General features: G+C 72.8%; 17 protein-coding genes. 5 read left to right on the top strand and 12 right to left on the bottom strand.

All coding sequences use genetic code 11. From position 1 onward, the window contains the following. Positions 1-247 precede the first annotated feature (247 nt). The 4 genes from OG455_RS19905 to OG455_RS19890 are packed head-to-tail and all read right to left on the bottom strand — an operon-like array spanning position 248 to position 2,453. A complete protein-coding gene (locus OG455_RS19905; RefSeq protein ID WP_266295592.1) occupies positions 248-1,096 on the bottom strand; it encodes a helix-turn-helix transcriptional regulator in 849 nt (282 codons plus the stop codon). A gap of 13 nt (positions 1,097-1,109) precedes the next feature. Beyond that, positions 1,110-1,628 (bottom strand): DUF6879 family protein, encoded by a 519-nt coding sequence (locus OG455_RS19900; protein WP_353963009.1) that lies wholly within the window; start codon positions 1,626-1,628, stop codon positions 1,110-1,112. Beyond that, complete coding sequence (locus OG455_RS19895; protein ID WP_266295590.1) at positions 1,609-1,878, bottom strand: hypothetical protein; 270 nt, start codon at positions 1,876-1,878, stop codon at positions 1,609-1,611. The genes OG455_RS19900 and OG455_RS19895 overlap by 20 nt, the downstream gene beginning before the upstream one ends. A gap of 2 nt (positions 1,879-1,880) precedes the next feature. Then, the gene (locus OG455_RS19890; RefSeq protein WP_266295588.1) at positions 1,881-2,453 is read right to left on the bottom strand and encodes a hypothetical protein; all 573 of its coding nucleotides are present in this window, start codon (positions 2,451-2,453) and stop codon (positions 1,881-1,883) included. 353 nt (positions 2,454-2,806) lie between these two features. Here OG455_RS19890 and OG455_RS19885 point away from each other — a divergent pair, with 353 nt between their 5' ends. Continuing rightward, positions 2,807-3,466: a GNAT family N-acetyltransferase gene (locus OG455_RS19885; RefSeq protein ID WP_266295586.1), complete on the top strand. Its 660-nt coding sequence runs from the start codon at positions 2,807-2,809 to the stop codon at positions 3,464-3,466. An 81-nt stretch (positions 3,467-3,547) separates the two neighbouring features. Here the strand turns inward: OG455_RS19885 and OG455_RS19880 are convergent, their stop codons facing one another. Together OG455_RS19880 and OG455_RS19875 are read right to left on the bottom strand one after the other, a co-directional pair. Next, positions 3,548-4,015 (bottom strand): CBS domain-containing protein, encoded by a 468-nt coding sequence (locus tag OG455_RS19880; protein WP_266295584.1) that lies wholly within the window; start codon positions 4,013-4,015, stop codon positions 3,548-3,550. Between the two features lie 313 nt (positions 4,016-4,328). Continuing rightward, positions 4,329-4,700: a putative quinol monooxygenase gene (locus OG455_RS19875; protein ID WP_266295582.1), complete on the bottom strand. Its 372-nt coding sequence runs from the start codon at positions 4,698-4,700 to the stop codon at positions 4,329-4,331. 132 nt (positions 4,701-4,832) lie between these two features. Between OG455_RS19875 and OG455_RS19870 the strand changes: the two genes are divergently transcribed. Together OG455_RS19870 and OG455_RS19865 are read left to right on the top strand one after the other, a co-directional pair. Next, positions 4,833-5,804, top strand: a complete 972-nt coding sequence (locus OG455_RS19870) for a GlxA family transcriptional regulator (RefSeq protein WP_266295580.1) — start codon at positions 4,833-4,835, stop codon at positions 5,802-5,804. A 119-nt stretch (positions 5,805-5,923) separates the two neighbouring features. Next, a complete protein-coding gene (locus OG455_RS19865; protein WP_266295578.1) occupies positions 5,924-7,630 on the top strand; it encodes a DUF885 domain-containing protein in 1,707 nt (568 codons plus the stop codon). A gap of 108 nt (positions 7,631-7,738) precedes the next feature. Here the strand turns inward: OG455_RS19865 and OG455_RS19860 are convergent, their stop codons facing one another. Together OG455_RS19860 and OG455_RS19855 are read right to left on the bottom strand one after the other, a co-directional pair. Further along, a complete protein-coding gene (locus tag OG455_RS19860; RefSeq protein WP_266295577.1) occupies positions 7,739-8,323 on the bottom strand; it encodes a MarR family winged helix-turn-helix transcriptional regulator in 585 nt (194 codons plus the stop codon). Positions 8,324-8,361: 38 nt separating this feature from the next. Next, positions 8,362-8,925 (bottom strand): NUDIX domain-containing protein, encoded by a 564-nt coding sequence (locus tag OG455_RS19855; protein WP_266295576.1) that lies wholly within the window; start codon positions 8,923-8,925, stop codon positions 8,362-8,364. A gap of 241 nt (positions 8,926-9,166) precedes the next feature. On the opposite strand from OG455_RS19855, the gene OG455_RS19850 reads away from it, so the two are divergent. Further along, positions 9,167-10,495: a sensor histidine kinase gene (locus OG455_RS19850; protein WP_266295574.1), complete on the top strand. Its 1,329-nt coding sequence runs from the start codon at positions 9,167-9,169 to the stop codon at positions 10,493-10,495. After that, positions 10,492-11,214, top strand: a complete 723-nt coding sequence (locus OG455_RS19845) for a response regulator transcription factor (protein ID WP_266295572.1) — start codon at positions 10,492-10,494, stop codon at positions 11,212-11,214. Before OG455_RS19850 ends, OG455_RS19845 begins: the two co-directional genes overlap by 4 nt. Before the next feature lie 37 nt (positions 11,215-11,251). On the opposite strand, the gene OG455_RS19840 is transcribed toward OG455_RS19845, so the two are convergent. The 4 genes from OG455_RS19840 to OG455_RS19825 form a co-directional block, all read right to left on the bottom strand. Then, positions 11,252-12,019 carry an SDR family NAD(P)-dependent oxidoreductase gene (locus OG455_RS19840; RefSeq protein ID WP_266295570.1) on the bottom strand — a complete coding sequence of 256 codons (768 nt, stop codon included), beginning with the start codon at positions 12,017-12,019 and terminating at the stop codon, positions 11,252-11,254. A 67-nt stretch (positions 12,020-12,086) separates the two neighbouring features. Then, positions 12,087-13,013 (bottom strand): NADP-dependent oxidoreductase, encoded by a 927-nt coding sequence (locus tag OG455_RS19835; protein ID WP_266295568.1) that lies wholly within the window; start codon positions 13,011-13,013, stop codon positions 12,087-12,089. 195 nt (positions 13,014-13,208) lie between these two features. Then, positions 13,209-14,681, bottom strand: a complete 1,473-nt coding sequence (locus OG455_RS19830) for an MFS transporter (protein WP_266295566.1) — start codon at positions 14,679-14,681, stop codon at positions 13,209-13,211. Next, positions 14,665-15,954 (bottom strand): acyltransferase, encoded by a 1,290-nt coding sequence (locus OG455_RS19825; protein ID WP_266295564.1) that lies wholly within the window; start codon positions 15,952-15,954, stop codon positions 14,665-14,667. The genes OG455_RS19830 and OG455_RS19825 overlap by 17 nt, the downstream gene beginning before the upstream one ends. Positions 15,955-16,056: the final 102 nt, after the last annotated feature.

Below are 16,056 nucleotides of genomic sequence, written 5' to 3'. Positions count from 1 at the left end.
GGGCCTTGCCCTCCCGTCGCTCGGCCTCGGCCGTCCGGTACTCGTCCAGGATGGCGGTCATCTCTTCCGGGGTGGCCCGCCGATCGTCTCGGTGGGGCCGTCGCTGCCGCGTACCAGTCGTCATCGCTTGCACGCTCCCTACTTCCGCTGCTGCGACTGCATCTGCAATCCCGTCAGGAAGACGGTAGGGAGCGGCGCGAACATACAGCCACGAAGTTCTACGGGATTCCACGCGGGCTTGCGGAGATCAGCCAAGCAGAGCAGCGGCCGATGTGATCAACTCTCGGGCAGCGGTTCCGTGGACTGCCAGCTCGGCGAGTTCGCCGAACGTCTCGGCGTACAACTGGATCTCGCTGGGCTGGGTGATCGTGAGGTAGCCGGAGATCAGTTCAACGTTGACCTGTGCGTTGTCGAAGATCCAGAACCCCTCAGCCGGCCAGCGCATCCGGTCGGGCCGCATCGGGACAACTCCCATGCTGACGTTGGGAAGTGAGCCGACCGTGGTCAGGTGGTGCAACTGGTCGCGCATCACACCGCTGCCACCGATCCCGCAGCGCAACACCGACTCCTCGACCAGGAAGGCGAATCGGCGATCGCCCTCGTACAGCACCCGCTGACGCTCCATTCGGGCAGCCACAGCCGCTTGAACGTCGTCGACCAGCCCTCGGCGCTGCTGAATCGCTTGAAGCGCCGCAGCCGTGTACCCCGGCGTCTGAATCAGTCCCGGGACCAGCCATGACGAGTAGGACCGGAACCGGTGGGTTCGCTCGTACAGCGGCAACCGAGCCTCCTGCGCAGCCTTGAGGCCCGCGCGCTCCATGCGCCGCCACTCAATGAACATGCCTTCCACGGCCCGTAGGGACGCGACCAGATCAGCCGCGCGACCCTCCACACCGCAGGCCCGGCACCACTCCCGGATGTCGTCCTCGGAAGGAGGTGTGTGGGCGTTCAGCAGCCGGGACACCTTGGACGGGTACCACCCGCATGCCGCCGCCAGTTCTCGCCCTGTCAGCCCTGCGTCCCGCTGAATCTCGCCGAGCCGGTCAGCGAGATTCTGGCGGGCACGCTGGACACTCGAAGATGCCGAGACAGCCATGAACTGATACCGATCAGGCGGGACGGTACTCCGCGTGGGGTGTCGCCCGTTCCCAGGCAGCTTCGTAGGCCGACAGATACCGCTTGGCCAACTCCGGGTCGGGCCGTACCTCCATCTTGGCCTCGGCCCACTGTCCGTCGCCTGTGAAGTGGTGCAGGATCACCACCTCGTCGTCCATCACCCAGCCGTCCAGACCAGGCAACAGCAGGTCACCAGCGCGCGAACGTGGCAGCCACCGCACATCCTCGCCCGCCGCGACGTTCGGGAACGTCACGTCGTACTCGTACCGGATGTAGTCGGTCACCGGCTCGGAGACCACGCGCAGTCGGCGCATCACGACCCCTCGGCCGGTCGCCTCGGCAACGACGTCCAGCCAGGACCGCCACCAGGACTCGCGGTCGGCGGGATCGAGCCGCTTGCCGTTCTGCCAGGCGATGAATTCCGGGTCGTCCAGCATGTAGCTGTCCCGCATCTCCAGGTGAACCGCAGAGCGCTGGGCTTTCGCCAACTGCTCACGAACCGCTGTTGCCAACGCTGTTGTCCTCGTTCTCGGGTCGGGGGATGAACTGGATCATGTTGGCGGGAAGCCGGATCATGAACTCGTGGTCCGGGATGTCCGTGGTGTGACCAGGAATCGAACCGACCTCCTGCGCGGCCTTGATGTCGTCCTCACTGGCCTTGTACGACTGGATGAGCAGGTCCCCGGTCTCCGGTTCTCGCCAGATGGTCGGGGAGCCGTCGTCCGGGGTGTTCGGGTAGATCCCCAAGAACTCCAGAGCCATGGCTACCTCCGGTGTCGATCAGGTTCTACGTAGTTCCAAGGATGCTGATGCCGCGTGCTCCTGTCAGGCGAATGGCGTTCTGACGCAGTTTCAGTACATGGAGTGGCAGGACGCCACAGCCCCGCGCAGCTCGCCACCCGCTCAGCGAAGAGTGACGGGCCCGGAAACGACGAAAGGCCCCGGCTGCCCCGTTCGTTGGGCGGCCGGGCCGGGGTTGCTCGGGTGGTCAGATGCGGTTGCCCCCAGCGGTGGGCGGCGAGGCTGCGGGCGGCGTTGGAGCGGCTTGCCGGGGGCTCGTAGGCGGGGAGGCGGACGCGGGCGATCAGGCGGCCCGCTTCGGCGCGGAGCTGGCGGGCCTCGGCGATCAGGGGATGGGCGACCATGACGCTGTGGCGGGTGCCTCCGGCGATCAGGCGGCCGTCCGCGCGGACCTGGTCGTCGCAGTGTGCGGCGTCGCGTAGGTGGTGTTCGGCGAGGCGGAGCGCGGCGTCTTCCTGGGGGTCCAACTCGATCTCCAGGGCGGCGATTCCGGCTCGCAGTTCGGTGATGATCTCGTGCAGGGGAACCCCTTCCACTGCTCTCGGTGTATGGGTGTAACGCTGTGCGCATGAGGGTTGGTTCATGCCTATGCGCATCGGTGCTGGGCTGCTATGACGCCCCGGAGGGGAGAGAGACGCAAAGGGGAGTCACCCCCGGGGTTCGGTGATCGGCGTCAGGATCGACCCGCGGGCCGGGCTGGCGGTCGCTGACTTCGCGGTGCTGGCCACCTGGGCGAGAGGGCAGGACTGACGGTCCGCTGGTCGACCACAGTATTGCGCCGACGACACCAGCCGCGCGACCACTCCCGCTCCCCCTGGCCAACCCCCACCCCCCTCCAGTAAGGTTCACTTAGCACTATCACCTATTACAGCTCAGGGGGTACGCCGCCATGCCGGAGACCAGGATCAGTGAGCTCGTGCGGATGTGGATCGAGGGCTGGGTCGTCTCCCGCGGCGCCTCGGACCCGATCGACGAGCCGTGGGGGTGGACCATCGACGTCGGGCAGACCGGGCAGCCCAGGCAGCTCGCCCGGCACGTGCTGCCGGAGCCGACCGAGGCGGACGTGCGCAAGATCGTCGCGGCGACGAGCGCACCGGGCACCTGGCTGAAGCTGTTCGCCGAGGACCAGGTGGCGCTGCCTTGGGTCGGGCCGGGCTGGCGGCTGGACGCTCCCGGATTCCTGATGGACAGTCAACTCAGGCCGGAGCGCCCTGCGGTGCCGACCGGCTACACGCTCACCCAATGGACCCGGGGCGGCGTCAGCCGGGTGCTGGTCCGCACGGGCGAGGGGCACTTCGCCGCGCGCGGACAGATCGCGACGGTCGGCGCCCATGCCGTGGCGGACCAGATCGAGACCGCCGCCGAGCACCGGCGCAAGGGCCTCGGCAGCCTGGTGATGCGCACGCTGCAGGGCACCGCGTACGAGACCGGCGCGCGGACCGGCCTGCTGGTCGGCACCCAGGAGGGGCAGGCGCTCTACTCCTCGCTGGGCTGGACCACACGCTCCCCGATGGCGAGCCTCTGGTACGAGCCGGCGGACGCCGCCTGACGACCCGGGGTTGACCACTACCGTTGCGCCGCACCCCGTCGCGCCGCGCCCCGTCGCGCCGCGCCCCGTCGCCCCAATCCCCTACGCGGGGGCGGCCGCGGGGGCGAGGGCCAACAGGTTCTTGACGCGGTCCGCGGTGATGACGCCGAGGGTGTAGCCGTCCTCGTCGATGACCGGCCAGACCGCCAGGCGCTTGATCTTCATAGCCAGCCCCGCCAGGGCCAGTGCCATGGTCGGCCAGGCGAACGGGCCGCGCTGGTGGGCGGTGTCGCGGATCGCGGTGCGCTGGGTGTACCAGGAGCCGGCCAGGAAGGGCAGGAACCCGCTCTCGGTCACCAGGCCCTCGCAGCGGCCGTCGTGGTCGCGCACCAGCAGGTAGGGGACGTGGGCGCTGCGGAAGATGTCGTTGGCGCGGTCGACGGGGGAGTCGTCGGCTATCTGGTACTCGAACGGCTCCATCGCGTCGGCGACCGTGAGGCCGGGGACGACGGCGGGAGCGGGGACGGCTCCGGGGCCGGACCTGACAGCGTGCGCGGAGTGGATGGTCATGGCGTCACCGGTGCCTGCCTCCGGGTCGGCGCTCGGCTGCCCGGATTAGCGATTCACCCAGAACGAAGCCGGAGTGGCGACCGGTATGCGGAATGCCCTGGATGCGTCCAGCCTACTCCGCGGCCCACTCGCGCCGGGCCGCTCCAGCGGGCCCGGAGCACCGTCCGGAGCACCGTCCGGAGCACCGGTGGTACCGCCGGGCACCGACCCGCCGGTCGCGGCCGTGGCGATGGCGGGTGCGGCAGCCCCTGGCAACCACACCCCGGCGGGCGAGTTGCTCGCCCGAGCCGGCCGGGACAGGACCGACGATCCGTCAGTTGGCGGGCAGCTTCGCCGCGAGCACGTCCACCGGCAGGATCTCCGGGGTCGCGGCGAGCAGGCGCGGACCGTGCTCGCGCAGCCCGTCGCCGATCACGCCGGCGATGTGGGCCTGTCGGTCCTCGTCGCCGCCGAAGGCGTCGAAGATGCCGAAGGTGGTGGGGCCCAGGCGCAGCGCGAACCAGACGGTGGTGCCGGTCTCCGCCTGGGCCAGCGGCAGGGCGGAGACCAGGAAGTCGTGCAGCTCGTCGGCGTGCTCGGGCTTGGCCTCCAGGCGGACCAGCAGGCCGACGCGGGTGGAGCCGTTGGAGTCAGTGGAGCCGTTGGAATCAGCGGAGTTGGCGGAGTTGGCGGAGTTGGCGGTCATCGGGGGACCTTCCCTTCGGGGGCCGACCGGCACCGACCGGCACCGACCAGCAGCGGCTGATGCGATCAACCTACGAGCGCGGCCGCCAGGCCCCCCAGTGGCGGATACGACACATCCCTTACCGTTTCCGCCATGAAGATATCGGTCCTGGTGCTCGACGGGGTCTTCGACTCGGGGCTCGCCGCGATCCTCGACGTCCTGCAGGCGGCCAACGAGCTGCGCGGCGAACTCCCCCAGCCCCCGCCGGCCTGGGAGGTGGCCCTGATCCGCGCGGACGACGCGCCGGTGCACACCGCCGCCGGACACACCGTCAACGCGGTCGACCTCGCCACGGCCCCCGCACCCGAGCTGCTGGTGCTCCCCGGGGTCGGCCACAAGCGGCCCGCGCCGCTGCTCGCCTGGCTGGACTCCCCCGAGCGGCAGCCGACCCTCGACCTGCTCGCCCGGGCCCGCGCGGACGGGGTGCCGCTGGCCGCCGCCTGCACCGGCAGTTTCCTGCTGGCCGAGAGCGGGCTGCTGGACGGGCTCCCGGCGACCACCAGCTGGTGGCTCGCCCCCGCGTTCCGGCACCGCTATCCGCAGGTGGCGCTGGACGAGAACCGGATGGTCACCCACGCCGCCGGCATCACCACCGCCGGCGCCGCGCTGGCCCACCTCGACCTCGCGCTCGCCCTGGTCCGCGAGCGCAGCCCGCTGCTGGCCGACCTCACCGCCCGCTACCTGGTGGTCGACTCCCGTCCTGGCCAGGCCAGTTACGCGATCCCCGGCCACCTCGCCCGGAACGACCCGACGGTCGCCGCCTTCGAGCGCTGGGTGCGCGAGCACCTCGACCGGCCGCTGCGGATCGCCGACGCGGCCCGCGCGGTGGGCACCAGCGAACGCACCCTGCAGCGCGCCCTGGACCGGGTGCTCGGCATCCCGCCGCTCCGCTTCGCCCAGCGGGTGCGCCTGGAGCAGGCCGCCCACCTGCTGCGCACCACCGACCTGCCGACCGACGTGGTGGCCCGCCGGGTCGGCTACGAGAACGCGACCACGCTCAGCACCCTGCTGCGCGAGCGGCTGGGCACCACCCCGGGCCGGCTGCGCCGCGCACCCGGGCCCTGAGACACCCGTCACACCGCGCACCGGGGGCGCTGAGCGGCCGGGCCGCGCGGCCGAGGCGCACCAGGAGGGGTCAGTTGGTGTGCTGACACAGCCGGGGCCGCTGGGCCAGGATGATCCCCATGGCAGAAGAGACCCTCACCCCCCGCCGGATCGCCGACAGCTACGTCTCCCGGATGGTCGCCCACGACCCCGCCACCGCCGCCTGGCTGGGCGAGCGGGTCGGGGAGGACGCGCAGCCGGGCCTGTCGCCCGAGTGGTTCGCGGCGGGAGCCGAGCTGGCGCGCACGGCGCTCGCCGAGCTGGACCGCGCACCGGCGCCGGCCCAGGGTGTCGAGGCCCAGGATGTCGAGGCCCAGCGTGTCGAGGCCGACTGCGCCCGGCTGTTGCGCGAGCGGCTGACCGCCGAGCTGGCCTGCCACGAGGCCGGCGACCACCTGCTGGCACTGCGGCCGATCGCCAGCCCGCTGCAGCAACTGCGGAGCACCTTCATGCTGGCCCCCACCGAGACCGGGGCCGACTGGGCGAACACCGCCGCCCGGCTGCGCGCCCTGCCCGGCGCGCTGGACGGCTACCGGAGCACGCTGCGCGAGGGGATGGGGCGCGGGCTGCTCGTCGCGCCGCGCCAGGTCTCGGGCGTGATCGACCAGTTGACCGCCTGGACCGGGGAGGACAAGGGCGGCCCCAGCTGGTTCAGCGGCTTCGTCGCCGACGGGCCCGAGCAGCAGCGCGCCGAGCTGGACGGGGCCGCGCTGCTGGCCACCGCCGCGGTCGCCGGGTTCCGCGACTGGCTGCGCACCGACTACGGCCCGGCGAGCGTCGAGGTGCCGGACGCGGTGGGCCGCGAGACCTACCTGCGCGCCGCCCGCCGGGCCACCGGGGCCGACCTGGACACGGCCGAGGCCTACGAGTGGGCCTGGAGCGAGTTCCACCGCACGCTGGCCGAGATGCGGGTGGCCGCCGGGCAGGTGCTGCCGGGCGCCACGGTGCTGGAGGCCATGACACACCTCAACGAGCACGGCCACGTGATCGAGGGCGAGGAGGGCATCAGGACCTGGCTGCAGGAGCTGATGGAGCGGGCGATCGAGGACCTGGACGGCACCCACTTCGACATCGCGGGCCCGCTGCGCCGGGTGGAGACCCACATCGCGCCGCCCGGCAGCTCGGTCGCGCCGCACTACTCGGGCCCCAGCCTCGACTTCAGCCGCCCGGGCCGCACCTACCTGCCGGCCCTGGGCCGCACCGCCTTCCCGACCTGGCAGCTGGTCAGCACCTGGTACCACGAGGGCGTCCCGGGCCACCACCTGCAGCTGGCCCAGTGGGTCACCCTGCAGCACCGGCTGAGCCGCTACCAGGTGACGCTCGGCAAGGTCAGCGCCAACGTCGAGGGCTGGGCGCTGTACGCGGAGCGGCTGATGGACGAGCTGGGCTTCCTGACCGACCCGGCGCACCGGCTCGGCTACCTGGACAAGCAGATGCTGCGGATCATCCGGGTGATCATCGACATCGGCATGCACCTGCGGCTGGAGATCCCGGCCGACTCGCCGTTCCAGCCGGGCGAGCGCTGGACCCCGGAGCTGGGCACCGCGTTCATGGCCGCCTACCACGGCAGCCCGGCCGCCCGCCGCAACGGCGAGATCAAGCGCTACCTCGGCTGGCCGGGCCAGGCGATCGGCTACAAGCTCGGCGAGCGGGCCTGGCTGCGGGGGCGCGAGGCGGCCCGGCAGCGGCACGGCGCGGCCTTCGACCTCAAGGCCTGGCACATGGCCGCGCTCTCCCAGGGCTCGCTCGGCCTGGACGACCTCGCGGGGAGCCTGGCCGTGCTCTGATCGCTCCGCTCCGAGCGCGGCGGCGGGTCCGTACGGCGGCGGGTCCGTACGGCGGCGGGTCCGTACGGCAGCAGGTCAGGGCGGCAGCAGGTCAGGGCGGCGGCCGGGTCAGCGCAGCGCGTCCTCGGTCTGCTCCAGGTAGTGCTCCAGCCGCTGCTGGTTCGCCACCACCCGCAGGCACAGGTGCCGCAGCGCGGTCAGGTCGGCGGGGGTGAAGCCCTGGAAGACGCCGGCCATCGCCCGCTGGGTCGGCAGCCGGAAGGTGTCGAGCCAGCCGCGCCCGGCCGGGGTGATCCGGGTGAGCACCGAGCGCCGGTCGTCCGGGTCGGGGACCCGCTCGGCCAGGCCCTCGCGCTCCAGCGTGTCGACCAGCCCGGTGACGTTGCGCGAGCTGACATCGGCGGCCCTGGCCAGGTCGCCGATGCTCAGCGCCTCACCACTCGTGGCGCCGAGCCGGATCAGGATGTCCAGGGCCCCGGCGCTCAGGCCGCGGCCCTGGGCACCACGGGCCCGCAGCCGGTCCACCGCGTGGGTGGCGGCCCGGACCGCGGAGGCCGCCTCCAGCGCCAGGGTGTCGGTGCCGAGGGTGAACTCGGCGAGCGCGGTGCGGACCCGGGGATCGTAGAGGCAGTCGTCGGCGTCCTGCGCCAGGCTGCCGGCGGGCTGCTGGGCTGCGTTGTGTACCTGCTTCATAATGAAGCCATACTTTATTAGATAGATATGACGATCCGTCAAATGTCGCAGGTCGCGTGCCCGCCGTGCCCGCCGGCTACCCCCGCCGCACCCGCCGCACCCGCCGCACCCGCCGCACCCGCCGCACCCGCGAAGCGGAACCCCGCCGCGTCCCCCGGACCGGCCAGCGCCTGCGCCAGCCAGTCCTGGTTGTACGCGTCCAGCTCCGGCAGCGCGTCGAGGGCGAACCAGGCGACCTCCAGCGACTCCTCGTCGTTCACCCGGGCCTGCCCGCCCACCACCCGGCAGCGGAAGACCAGTTCGAGGTACTGCACCTGGTCGCCGTTCTGGTAGGTGACCGGCTGCGAGACGCTCACCGAGGTCAGCCGCTCCGGCACCACCTCGACCCCGGTCTCCTCGAAGCACTCGCGCGCCGCCGCGTCGGCCGGCTGCTCGCCGGGGTCGATGACGCCGCCGGGCAGCGCCCAGGCCCCGGTGTCCGCGCGCCGACCGAGCAGCACCCGGTCCCGGTCGTCCAGGACCACCACGCAGGCGGCCGAGAGCCAGAGCGGTCGGGTGCCCACCAGGGAGCGGAGTTCGGCGAGGAAGGGAGGAATGGCCATGCCCGCGAGCCTAGACCCTGGGGGCACGCGACTTGCGACAGTACGGGCGCGGACCTGCGACAGTGCGCCGGGCTGCTTCCGAGCTCACTGATCAATGGTCAGGATCGCTGGCGCCCGGCGCGTCCCCGGGGAATAGGCTGGTACCCGGTGGAGCGGCGAACTCCGCTCCACCGCGGCGACGTACCAGCGGAACAGCGATGACAGCGCAGTGAAGTCGCGGCCTCGGGGGAAGGGTGGCCAGATGAACCTCGATGAAACGGATCCGGTGCCGGCAAGACCGGCGGACCGATCGGCCCGCGGTGGCGCGGGCACGGTGGCACCACCCGAGGAGCTGCTGGCAGTGCTGCCGGCGGCGCCCGGACCGCTGCGCCTCGACGGCGAGGACGGCACGGCCCAGCGGCTGCTCAGCCAGGAACCGGAGGTGCTCGCACGGTACCTGGCGGGGCTGCGGGCGATCAACAGCCCGCTGGCCGCCGATCCCGAGGCCTGGGAGCAGTGCGTGGTACAGGCCCGGCGGATCCTGATGGACTGCGCGGTGAGCCTGGCCGAGGGCCGGGCGACGGTGACCGGCACCGAGATCGCCGAGGTGGTCAACCTCGGCGGTGAGCGGCTGCGCCAGGGCCTGCACCTGACCCACTCGATAAGGGCCGGGATGCTGCTGCTGGACATCGTGCTCTCGGCGCTCGCCACCGCGGTCGCCGAGGCCGGCCAGGCGGAGGCGGTGGCGGCGGTCGGGCTGCCGCACGACCCCGCCGAGGTCTGCGCGACCTGCGGCGCGCCGGCCCGCTGGGCGGAGGAGCTGGCCGGCGCGGTGCGCCACTCGCACGCCCGCGACGAGCACTACACCGCGGCGCTGCGCTCGCTCCAGGAGGGCGTCAGCCGGCGCCTGGAGGTCGGCTCGGTCGGCTACGACACCTTCCTGCTCAGCCGGGTGCGCGAGCTGCACGAGCTGGGGCGGCGCAAGCTGGCCCGGGAGATCCACGACCAGCTCGGCAACTCGCTGAGCCTGGCGATGCGTCAGCTGGAGCTGCACGAACTGCGGTCCGGCGACGACATCTCACCGCACGTCAAGGCGGCCAAGGCAGCGGTGCTGGAGGCCATGGACACCACCCGCCAGATGGTCACCGAGCTGCGCCGCTCCAACGTCTCCGGCTCGCTGGAGATGGCGCTCAAGGGCTTCGCCGCCTCGATGGCGGAGGCCGGCGGCCGGGTGCAGATCTGGGTCAAGGGCTCCGACGAGTGGGTGCCGAGCAAGGTCTCCGAGGAGCTCTTCATCATCATCCGCGAGTGCCTGCGCAACGCGCTGCGGCACGCGGAGGCCGGCAACATCGTGGTGCACATCGACATCGCCCCGCACGAGGTGCAGGCCGAAGTGCTCGACGACGGACGGGGCTTCGACCCGGGCGCGGTCGGCCGCAAGGGCACCTCGAACGGCCTGGACGGGATGCGCGAGCGGGTGCAGCTGCTGCACGGCACGGTCAACATCTCCTCCACGCCCGGCAAGGGCACCCAGGTGCTGGTCTGGATACCGATCGAGGGCGCCGCGGACGAGGAGGTGGAGAGCGCGTGAGCGAGGACCTCGCCCAGGCCGGCGTCACGGCCCTGGCCGACCAGGACCGGGTGCGGATCCTGGTCGCCGACGACCACACGCTGCTGCGCGGCGCGCTCTGCGACCTGCTGGAGACCGAGCCGGGCTTCGAGGTGGTGGCCCAGGCCGGCACCGGCACCGAGGCGATCCGGATGGCCGGGCAGCACCGGCCCGACGTGGTGCTGCTGGACATCGAGATGCCGGAGAACGACCCGCCGGTGACGGTCCGGCGGATCCTGGACCGGGATCCGCAGATCCGGATCATCGTGCTGAGCATGGACGACGGCCAGCGGCTGGTCCAGGAGCTGCTCTCCCTCGGGGTGCGCGGCTACCTGCACAAGAGCGTCAGCCGGGAGACCCTGATCTCCACCATCCGCCAGCGCGAGGAGAGCGGGCGGCGCACCGTCACCGTCTCGGTCTCGCCGGAGAGCCTGCGCCGCGCGACCGGCGAGGCGGGCGAGGCCGGCGGCCTGTCCAGCCGCGAGGTGGAGGTGCTCGGTTGGGCCGCGCAGGCGCTGAGCAACCGGCAGATCGCCGGCCGCCTGGGCATCACCGAGGGCACCGTCAAGCGCCATCTGCGCAACATCTTCGGCAAGTTGGACGCGGTCTCGCGGATCGACGCGGTGAACAAGGCGGTCGAGCGCGAGCTGATCGAGCCGGTCGGCCACCGCGGCGGCCCGGCGGGGTACGGGCGGCGCTGACGCCCGCCCCGCCGCCCGGGGGCCGGAGTGCCGCGGCTCAGGCCACCGGGCCGCCGGCCACGTGCAGCACCTGCCCCGAGACGTAGTCGGCCGCCTCGGAGGCGAAGAACCAGACCGCGTCGGCCACCTCCTCGGGGGTGCCGGGGCGGCCCAGCGGGATCCGCTCCAGCACGTCCTTGCGGGCGTCCTCGAAGCTGACCCCCAGGCAGTCGGCCGCGGTGCGGGCCGAGTCGGTGGCGATCAGGCCGGGCAGCACGGCGTTGACCGTGACGCCGTGCGGCCCGAGGTCGACCGCCAGGGCCCGGGTCAGCCCGCGCACCCCGTCGGTCGCGGCGGCCGCGGCCAGATCGCCGCGCTCGCCGCCGGCCTGCGGGCGGGCCACGTTGACGATCCGGCCCCAGCCCTGGCCGACCAGGTAGCGCCGGGCCGCCGCGCTCAGCAGGTAGGGCGCCCGCAGCCCGGCGCGCAGCGTGCCGTCCCAGTCCTCCTCCGCCCCGGGCAGCGAGCTGGGGGCGAAGTCCGGCAGCTGGGAGGTGTTGTTGACCAGCACGGAGGGCTCGCCCAACTGCTCGGCGATCCGGGTCATCACCGCCTCGGCCTCGTGGATCAGCCGGACGTCGCCCGGGAACACCTGCGCCTGCCCGCCGGCCGCCGAGACGGCTTCCAGCGTGCGGTAGCAGAGCGCCTCGGTCCGGTCGACGACGGCGATCCGGTAGCCGTGGCCGGCGAGCTTGCGGGCCACGGCGAGGCCGATGTCGTTGCCGGCACCGGCTATGACGGCCACGCGGGTGGGGGATTGGCTCATTGCGGTGCCCTCCTGCGACTCATTGGCTGCAACGCGCTGGCTGCAACTCACTGGCTGGGGGTCAGAGTCAGAAGGTGAGGACGACCCCGCCGCGCTGGCCGCCGCCGGCCAGCAGTGTGTGGGCGGCGGCCACCTCGGCCGCCGCGAAGGTGCGGGCCGGGCGCAGCGTCAGGCTGCCCTGGTCGACCAGCTCGGACAGCGCGGCCAACTGGGCACCGTCGCTGTGCACGCCGACGCTGTCCACCCGGATGCCGCGCTCGGCCACCGGGGCGGCCGGCGGGAAGACGTTGACGAAGACCCCGCCGTCGCGCACGGCGGCCAGCAGCGGTGAGCCGACCAGGGCGGTGTCGAAGACCCCGTCCACGCCGCCGGGCACCAGCGCCCGCACCGCCTCGGCGGCCTGCTCGCCGCGCTCGACCCACTGGGCGCCGAGCCCGGTGACGAAGGCCTGGTCCTTGATGCCCGCCACCGCGATCACCCGCAGGCCCCGGCTGACCGCGAGTTCGACGGCGAAGCCGCCGACACCGCCGGCCCCGCCGGTGACCAGCAGGGTCGCGCCCTCGGCCAGGCCGATCAGGTCCAGCGCCTGGGCCGCGGTCAGGCCGTTCAGCGGGAGGGTGGCGGCCTCGACCTCGGTGGCCTTGGTCGGGGCGGGGGCGACCGCCGTGGCCGGCAGCACCACGTACTCGGCCTGGGTGCCGTTCAGGGTGGCGAACCAGTCGGAGAGCGCCACCACCGGCTCGCCGACGGCGAAGGAGGTGACCTCGGCGCCCACCGCGTCCACGGTGCCGGACAGGTCCCAGCCGAGGGTGTAGTGCGGGCGCTCGGGCAGCAGGGCGGCCAGCGCGCCGGAGCGGGTCAGCAGGTCGGCCGGGTGCACGGCGGCAGCGGCGACCCGGATCCGCAGCTGGTCCGCGCCGAGGGCCGGCAGCTCGGTCCCGATCAGCTCGGCAGCCTCGGGGCCACCGAAGTTCTTCACCACGACAGTACGCATCAGACGCGCCTTTCAAGGGAGTTGGAGAGGAGGAGCGGTTCAGGTGGGACAACGGTAGGTCGGCCCCGGGCCTCATGGGGGCGCGCTACCTCCTACGTCACCGCCGCTGCCTCGAAGGAGGCAGCGGCGGTGGGTGGGTCGACCGCGGGCGCGGCAGCGGTCGCGCCGCGCTCAGCCGCTCAGCCGCTCAGGCGCTCAGGCGGTGGCCGAACGGCGAGCGGTGCCGCGGGCGAAGAAGAGCGCGATCGCCAGCGCCCCGACCAGCAGCACACCGCCGTTGACCAGCAGTGCCAGCCGCACGCCGGCCAGCACCGAGTCGGCCGCGCTGTGGGTGGCCTGCAGGGCGGTGGTCCGCGCGGTGACGATGCTGCTGAGCACCGGGATGCCCAGGGTCAGGCCGACCAGCTGGGTGAGTGTGGTCAGGCCGGTGGCCAGGCCCTGCTCCCCGTCCGGCAGGCCGGAGGTGCCGGTCACCATGTACGAGACCACCGCGCTGATGTGGCCGAACCCGGAGACCGCCGTCCCGGCCAGCACCAGGATCAGCCAGCTCTTGCTGCCGCCCCCGATGCCCGCCAGCAGGAAGCTCGCCGCCCCCTGCACCAGCAGCCCGCCGACCAGCGCCTTCGGCCCGCCGAACCGCCCGATCAGGCGCGGCGCCAGCGCCCCGCCGACGAACGCGGCCACACCCAGCAACCCGAAGGAGAGCCCGGTGACCAGCGGCGAGAAGCCCAGCACCTTCTGCAGGTAGAGCGTCATCAGGAAGGTGACGCCGGAGCCCATGGTGAAGGTGATCAGGCCGCCCAGGTTGCCCCAGCGCACCGTGCGGCGCTTCAGCACCCGCACCGAGGCGAGCGGTTCGGCGGCGCGCAGCTCGATCACGTAGAACGCGACCAGCAGCGCGATGCCGAGCAGCAGCGGCAGCAGCGTGCCCACCGAGCCCCAGCCGTCGCTCTGCGCGGCGGTGATCCCGTAGACCAGCGCCAGCAGGCCGGCACTGACCGTCACGGCACCGGGCACGTCCAGCTTGGCGGTGCGCTCGGCCCGGCTCTCCTTGAGCACCGTCATGGCGAGCACCAGCACCGTCACGCCGACCGGCAGGTTGATGAAGAACGCCCAGCGCCAGCTGAGCAGGTCGGTCAGCACGCCGCCGAGCACCGCGCCGGTGATGAAACCGGCCGAGAGCATCGCGCCGTTCAGCCCCAGCGCCCGGTCGCGCAGCGGACCCTCCGGGAAGGAGGTGGTGAGCAGCGAGAGCGCCGCCGGGGTGACCATCGCGGTGGCCAGGCCCTGCGCCACCCGGCCGGCCAGCAGGATGCCGGGCGACTCGGCGACCCCGCCGACCAGGGAGGCCGCGGTGAGCAGCGCCATCCCGATCAGAAAGAGCCGGCGCCGCCCGAACAGGTCGGCCACCCGGCCGAAGAGCAGCGTGAAGCCGGCGGCTGCCAGCGAGAAGGCGGTGGTGACCCACTGCAGGTTGCCGAGCGAGAAGCCGAGCCCCTTGCCGATGTCGGGCAGGGCCACATTCAGGATCGAGAAGTCGGCGGCCAGCATGAACTGGGCGCCCAGCAGCAGGAGCAGGATCACCCGGAGGCGCCGGGTCATCACCGGGGCGCCGGCCGTGGCAGCGGCCCCGGCTCCGGCCTCGGTGCGGTCAGTGACTGCGGACATGGTCTTCCTCATCTTCCCCCTGCACCTCGCGGTGCGACGGGATGGTTTCCTCCTGCACCTCGCGGTGCGACGGGACGGTGGGGACGGCGCTGCCGGCCCGCTGGGCCGGGATCAGGCCGAGCGGAACGGGGCTGACGGTCCGGGGCCGGCCGTGGCTGAGCCGCCGCATCAGCGGCATCTCGACGGCGTAGTACAGGACGGTGGCCAGCCCGAGGGCGAGCAGCAGGGACAGCACGGTGAGGCCCAGGGCCTCGGGCGTGGCGAACGAGCGGGTGGCACCGAAGAGGTAGTGCACCCAGCGGATCACCAGCTGGTGGACCAGGTAGAAGGCGAACGAGACGTTGCCCAGCCAGCACAGCACCCGACCGCGCCAGACGGAGGCGCGGTTCTCCAGGTCGGCGGTGGCGGCGGTCGGGATCAGCAGCGCCAGCGGGATCAGCGCGCCGGCGTTCAGCCCGTAGAGGTACGGCAGCCAGGAGGAGGCCAGGTAGCCGAGCACGGCCAGCACGGTCGCGGTGCGCAGCCGCAGAGCGGGCCAGCGCCCGGCGGCCACGATCAGCGCGAGCACCATGCCGAGCGCGAACTCCAGCATCCGCACCGGCGGGAAGGTGTAGACGAACCACATCCGGTCCTCGCTGACCGGCAGGCCTGGCACGTTCGGGCCCTGGTGGAAGAGCAACTGCGCCAGGGCCGGCATCGCCCAGACCGCGGCGGCCAGGGCCAGCGCGGCGGGCCACAGGCCGCGCACCGGGATCCGGCGCAGCAGCGGGAGCAGCAGCGGGAAGCAGAGGTAGAAGAAAGCCTCGCAGCCCAGCGACCAGCTCGGGATGTTCATGCTGAAGAAGACCCCGCCGCGCGGTATCCAGTCCTGCAGCAGGAGGAGGTTGGGCAGCGAGTCCAGCCCGACCGGGGTGAACGAGCCGGTCAGGGTGAGCCCGGTCCAGCCCAGGAAGGCCAGCGCCACCACCCAGGTGACCAGGTGGTTGGGTACGATCTTGGCCGCCCGCCGGCGCCAGAAGCCGCGCACCGTGTCGTTGGCGCGGGCGGTCCAGGTGAGCAGGAACCCGCTCAGCAGGAAGAAGAAGGTCACCCCGACGCCGCCCTGGCTGAGCGAGTGGGACATCCAGCTGTTCGCCGTGGGGGAGGCGAAGAGCGCCACCGCGTAGATGTGGAAGCCGAAGACCATCAGGGCGGCAGCGGTGCGCAGGCCGGTGAGGGAGGGGAGTCTGCTCCGCCCGGGGGCAGGGGCGGGGGCGGCGGCGGTTCTGGGCACGGGAGGGGGGTCGCTTTCCGGGAAGGGGGGTGTGAGGGTGCGTGGGGGAGCGGGGCCGGCGTGGCGGCGGCGACGGGACGGGGTTGTTCCGCCGTCCCGCCG

The organism is Kitasatospora sp. NBC_01287 (assembly GCF_026340565.1).
Classification (GTDB): Bacteria; Actinomycetota; Actinomycetes; order Streptomycetales; family Streptomycetaceae; genus Kitasatospora.
This window is presented reverse-complemented; position numbering and strand designations above follow the sequence as displayed.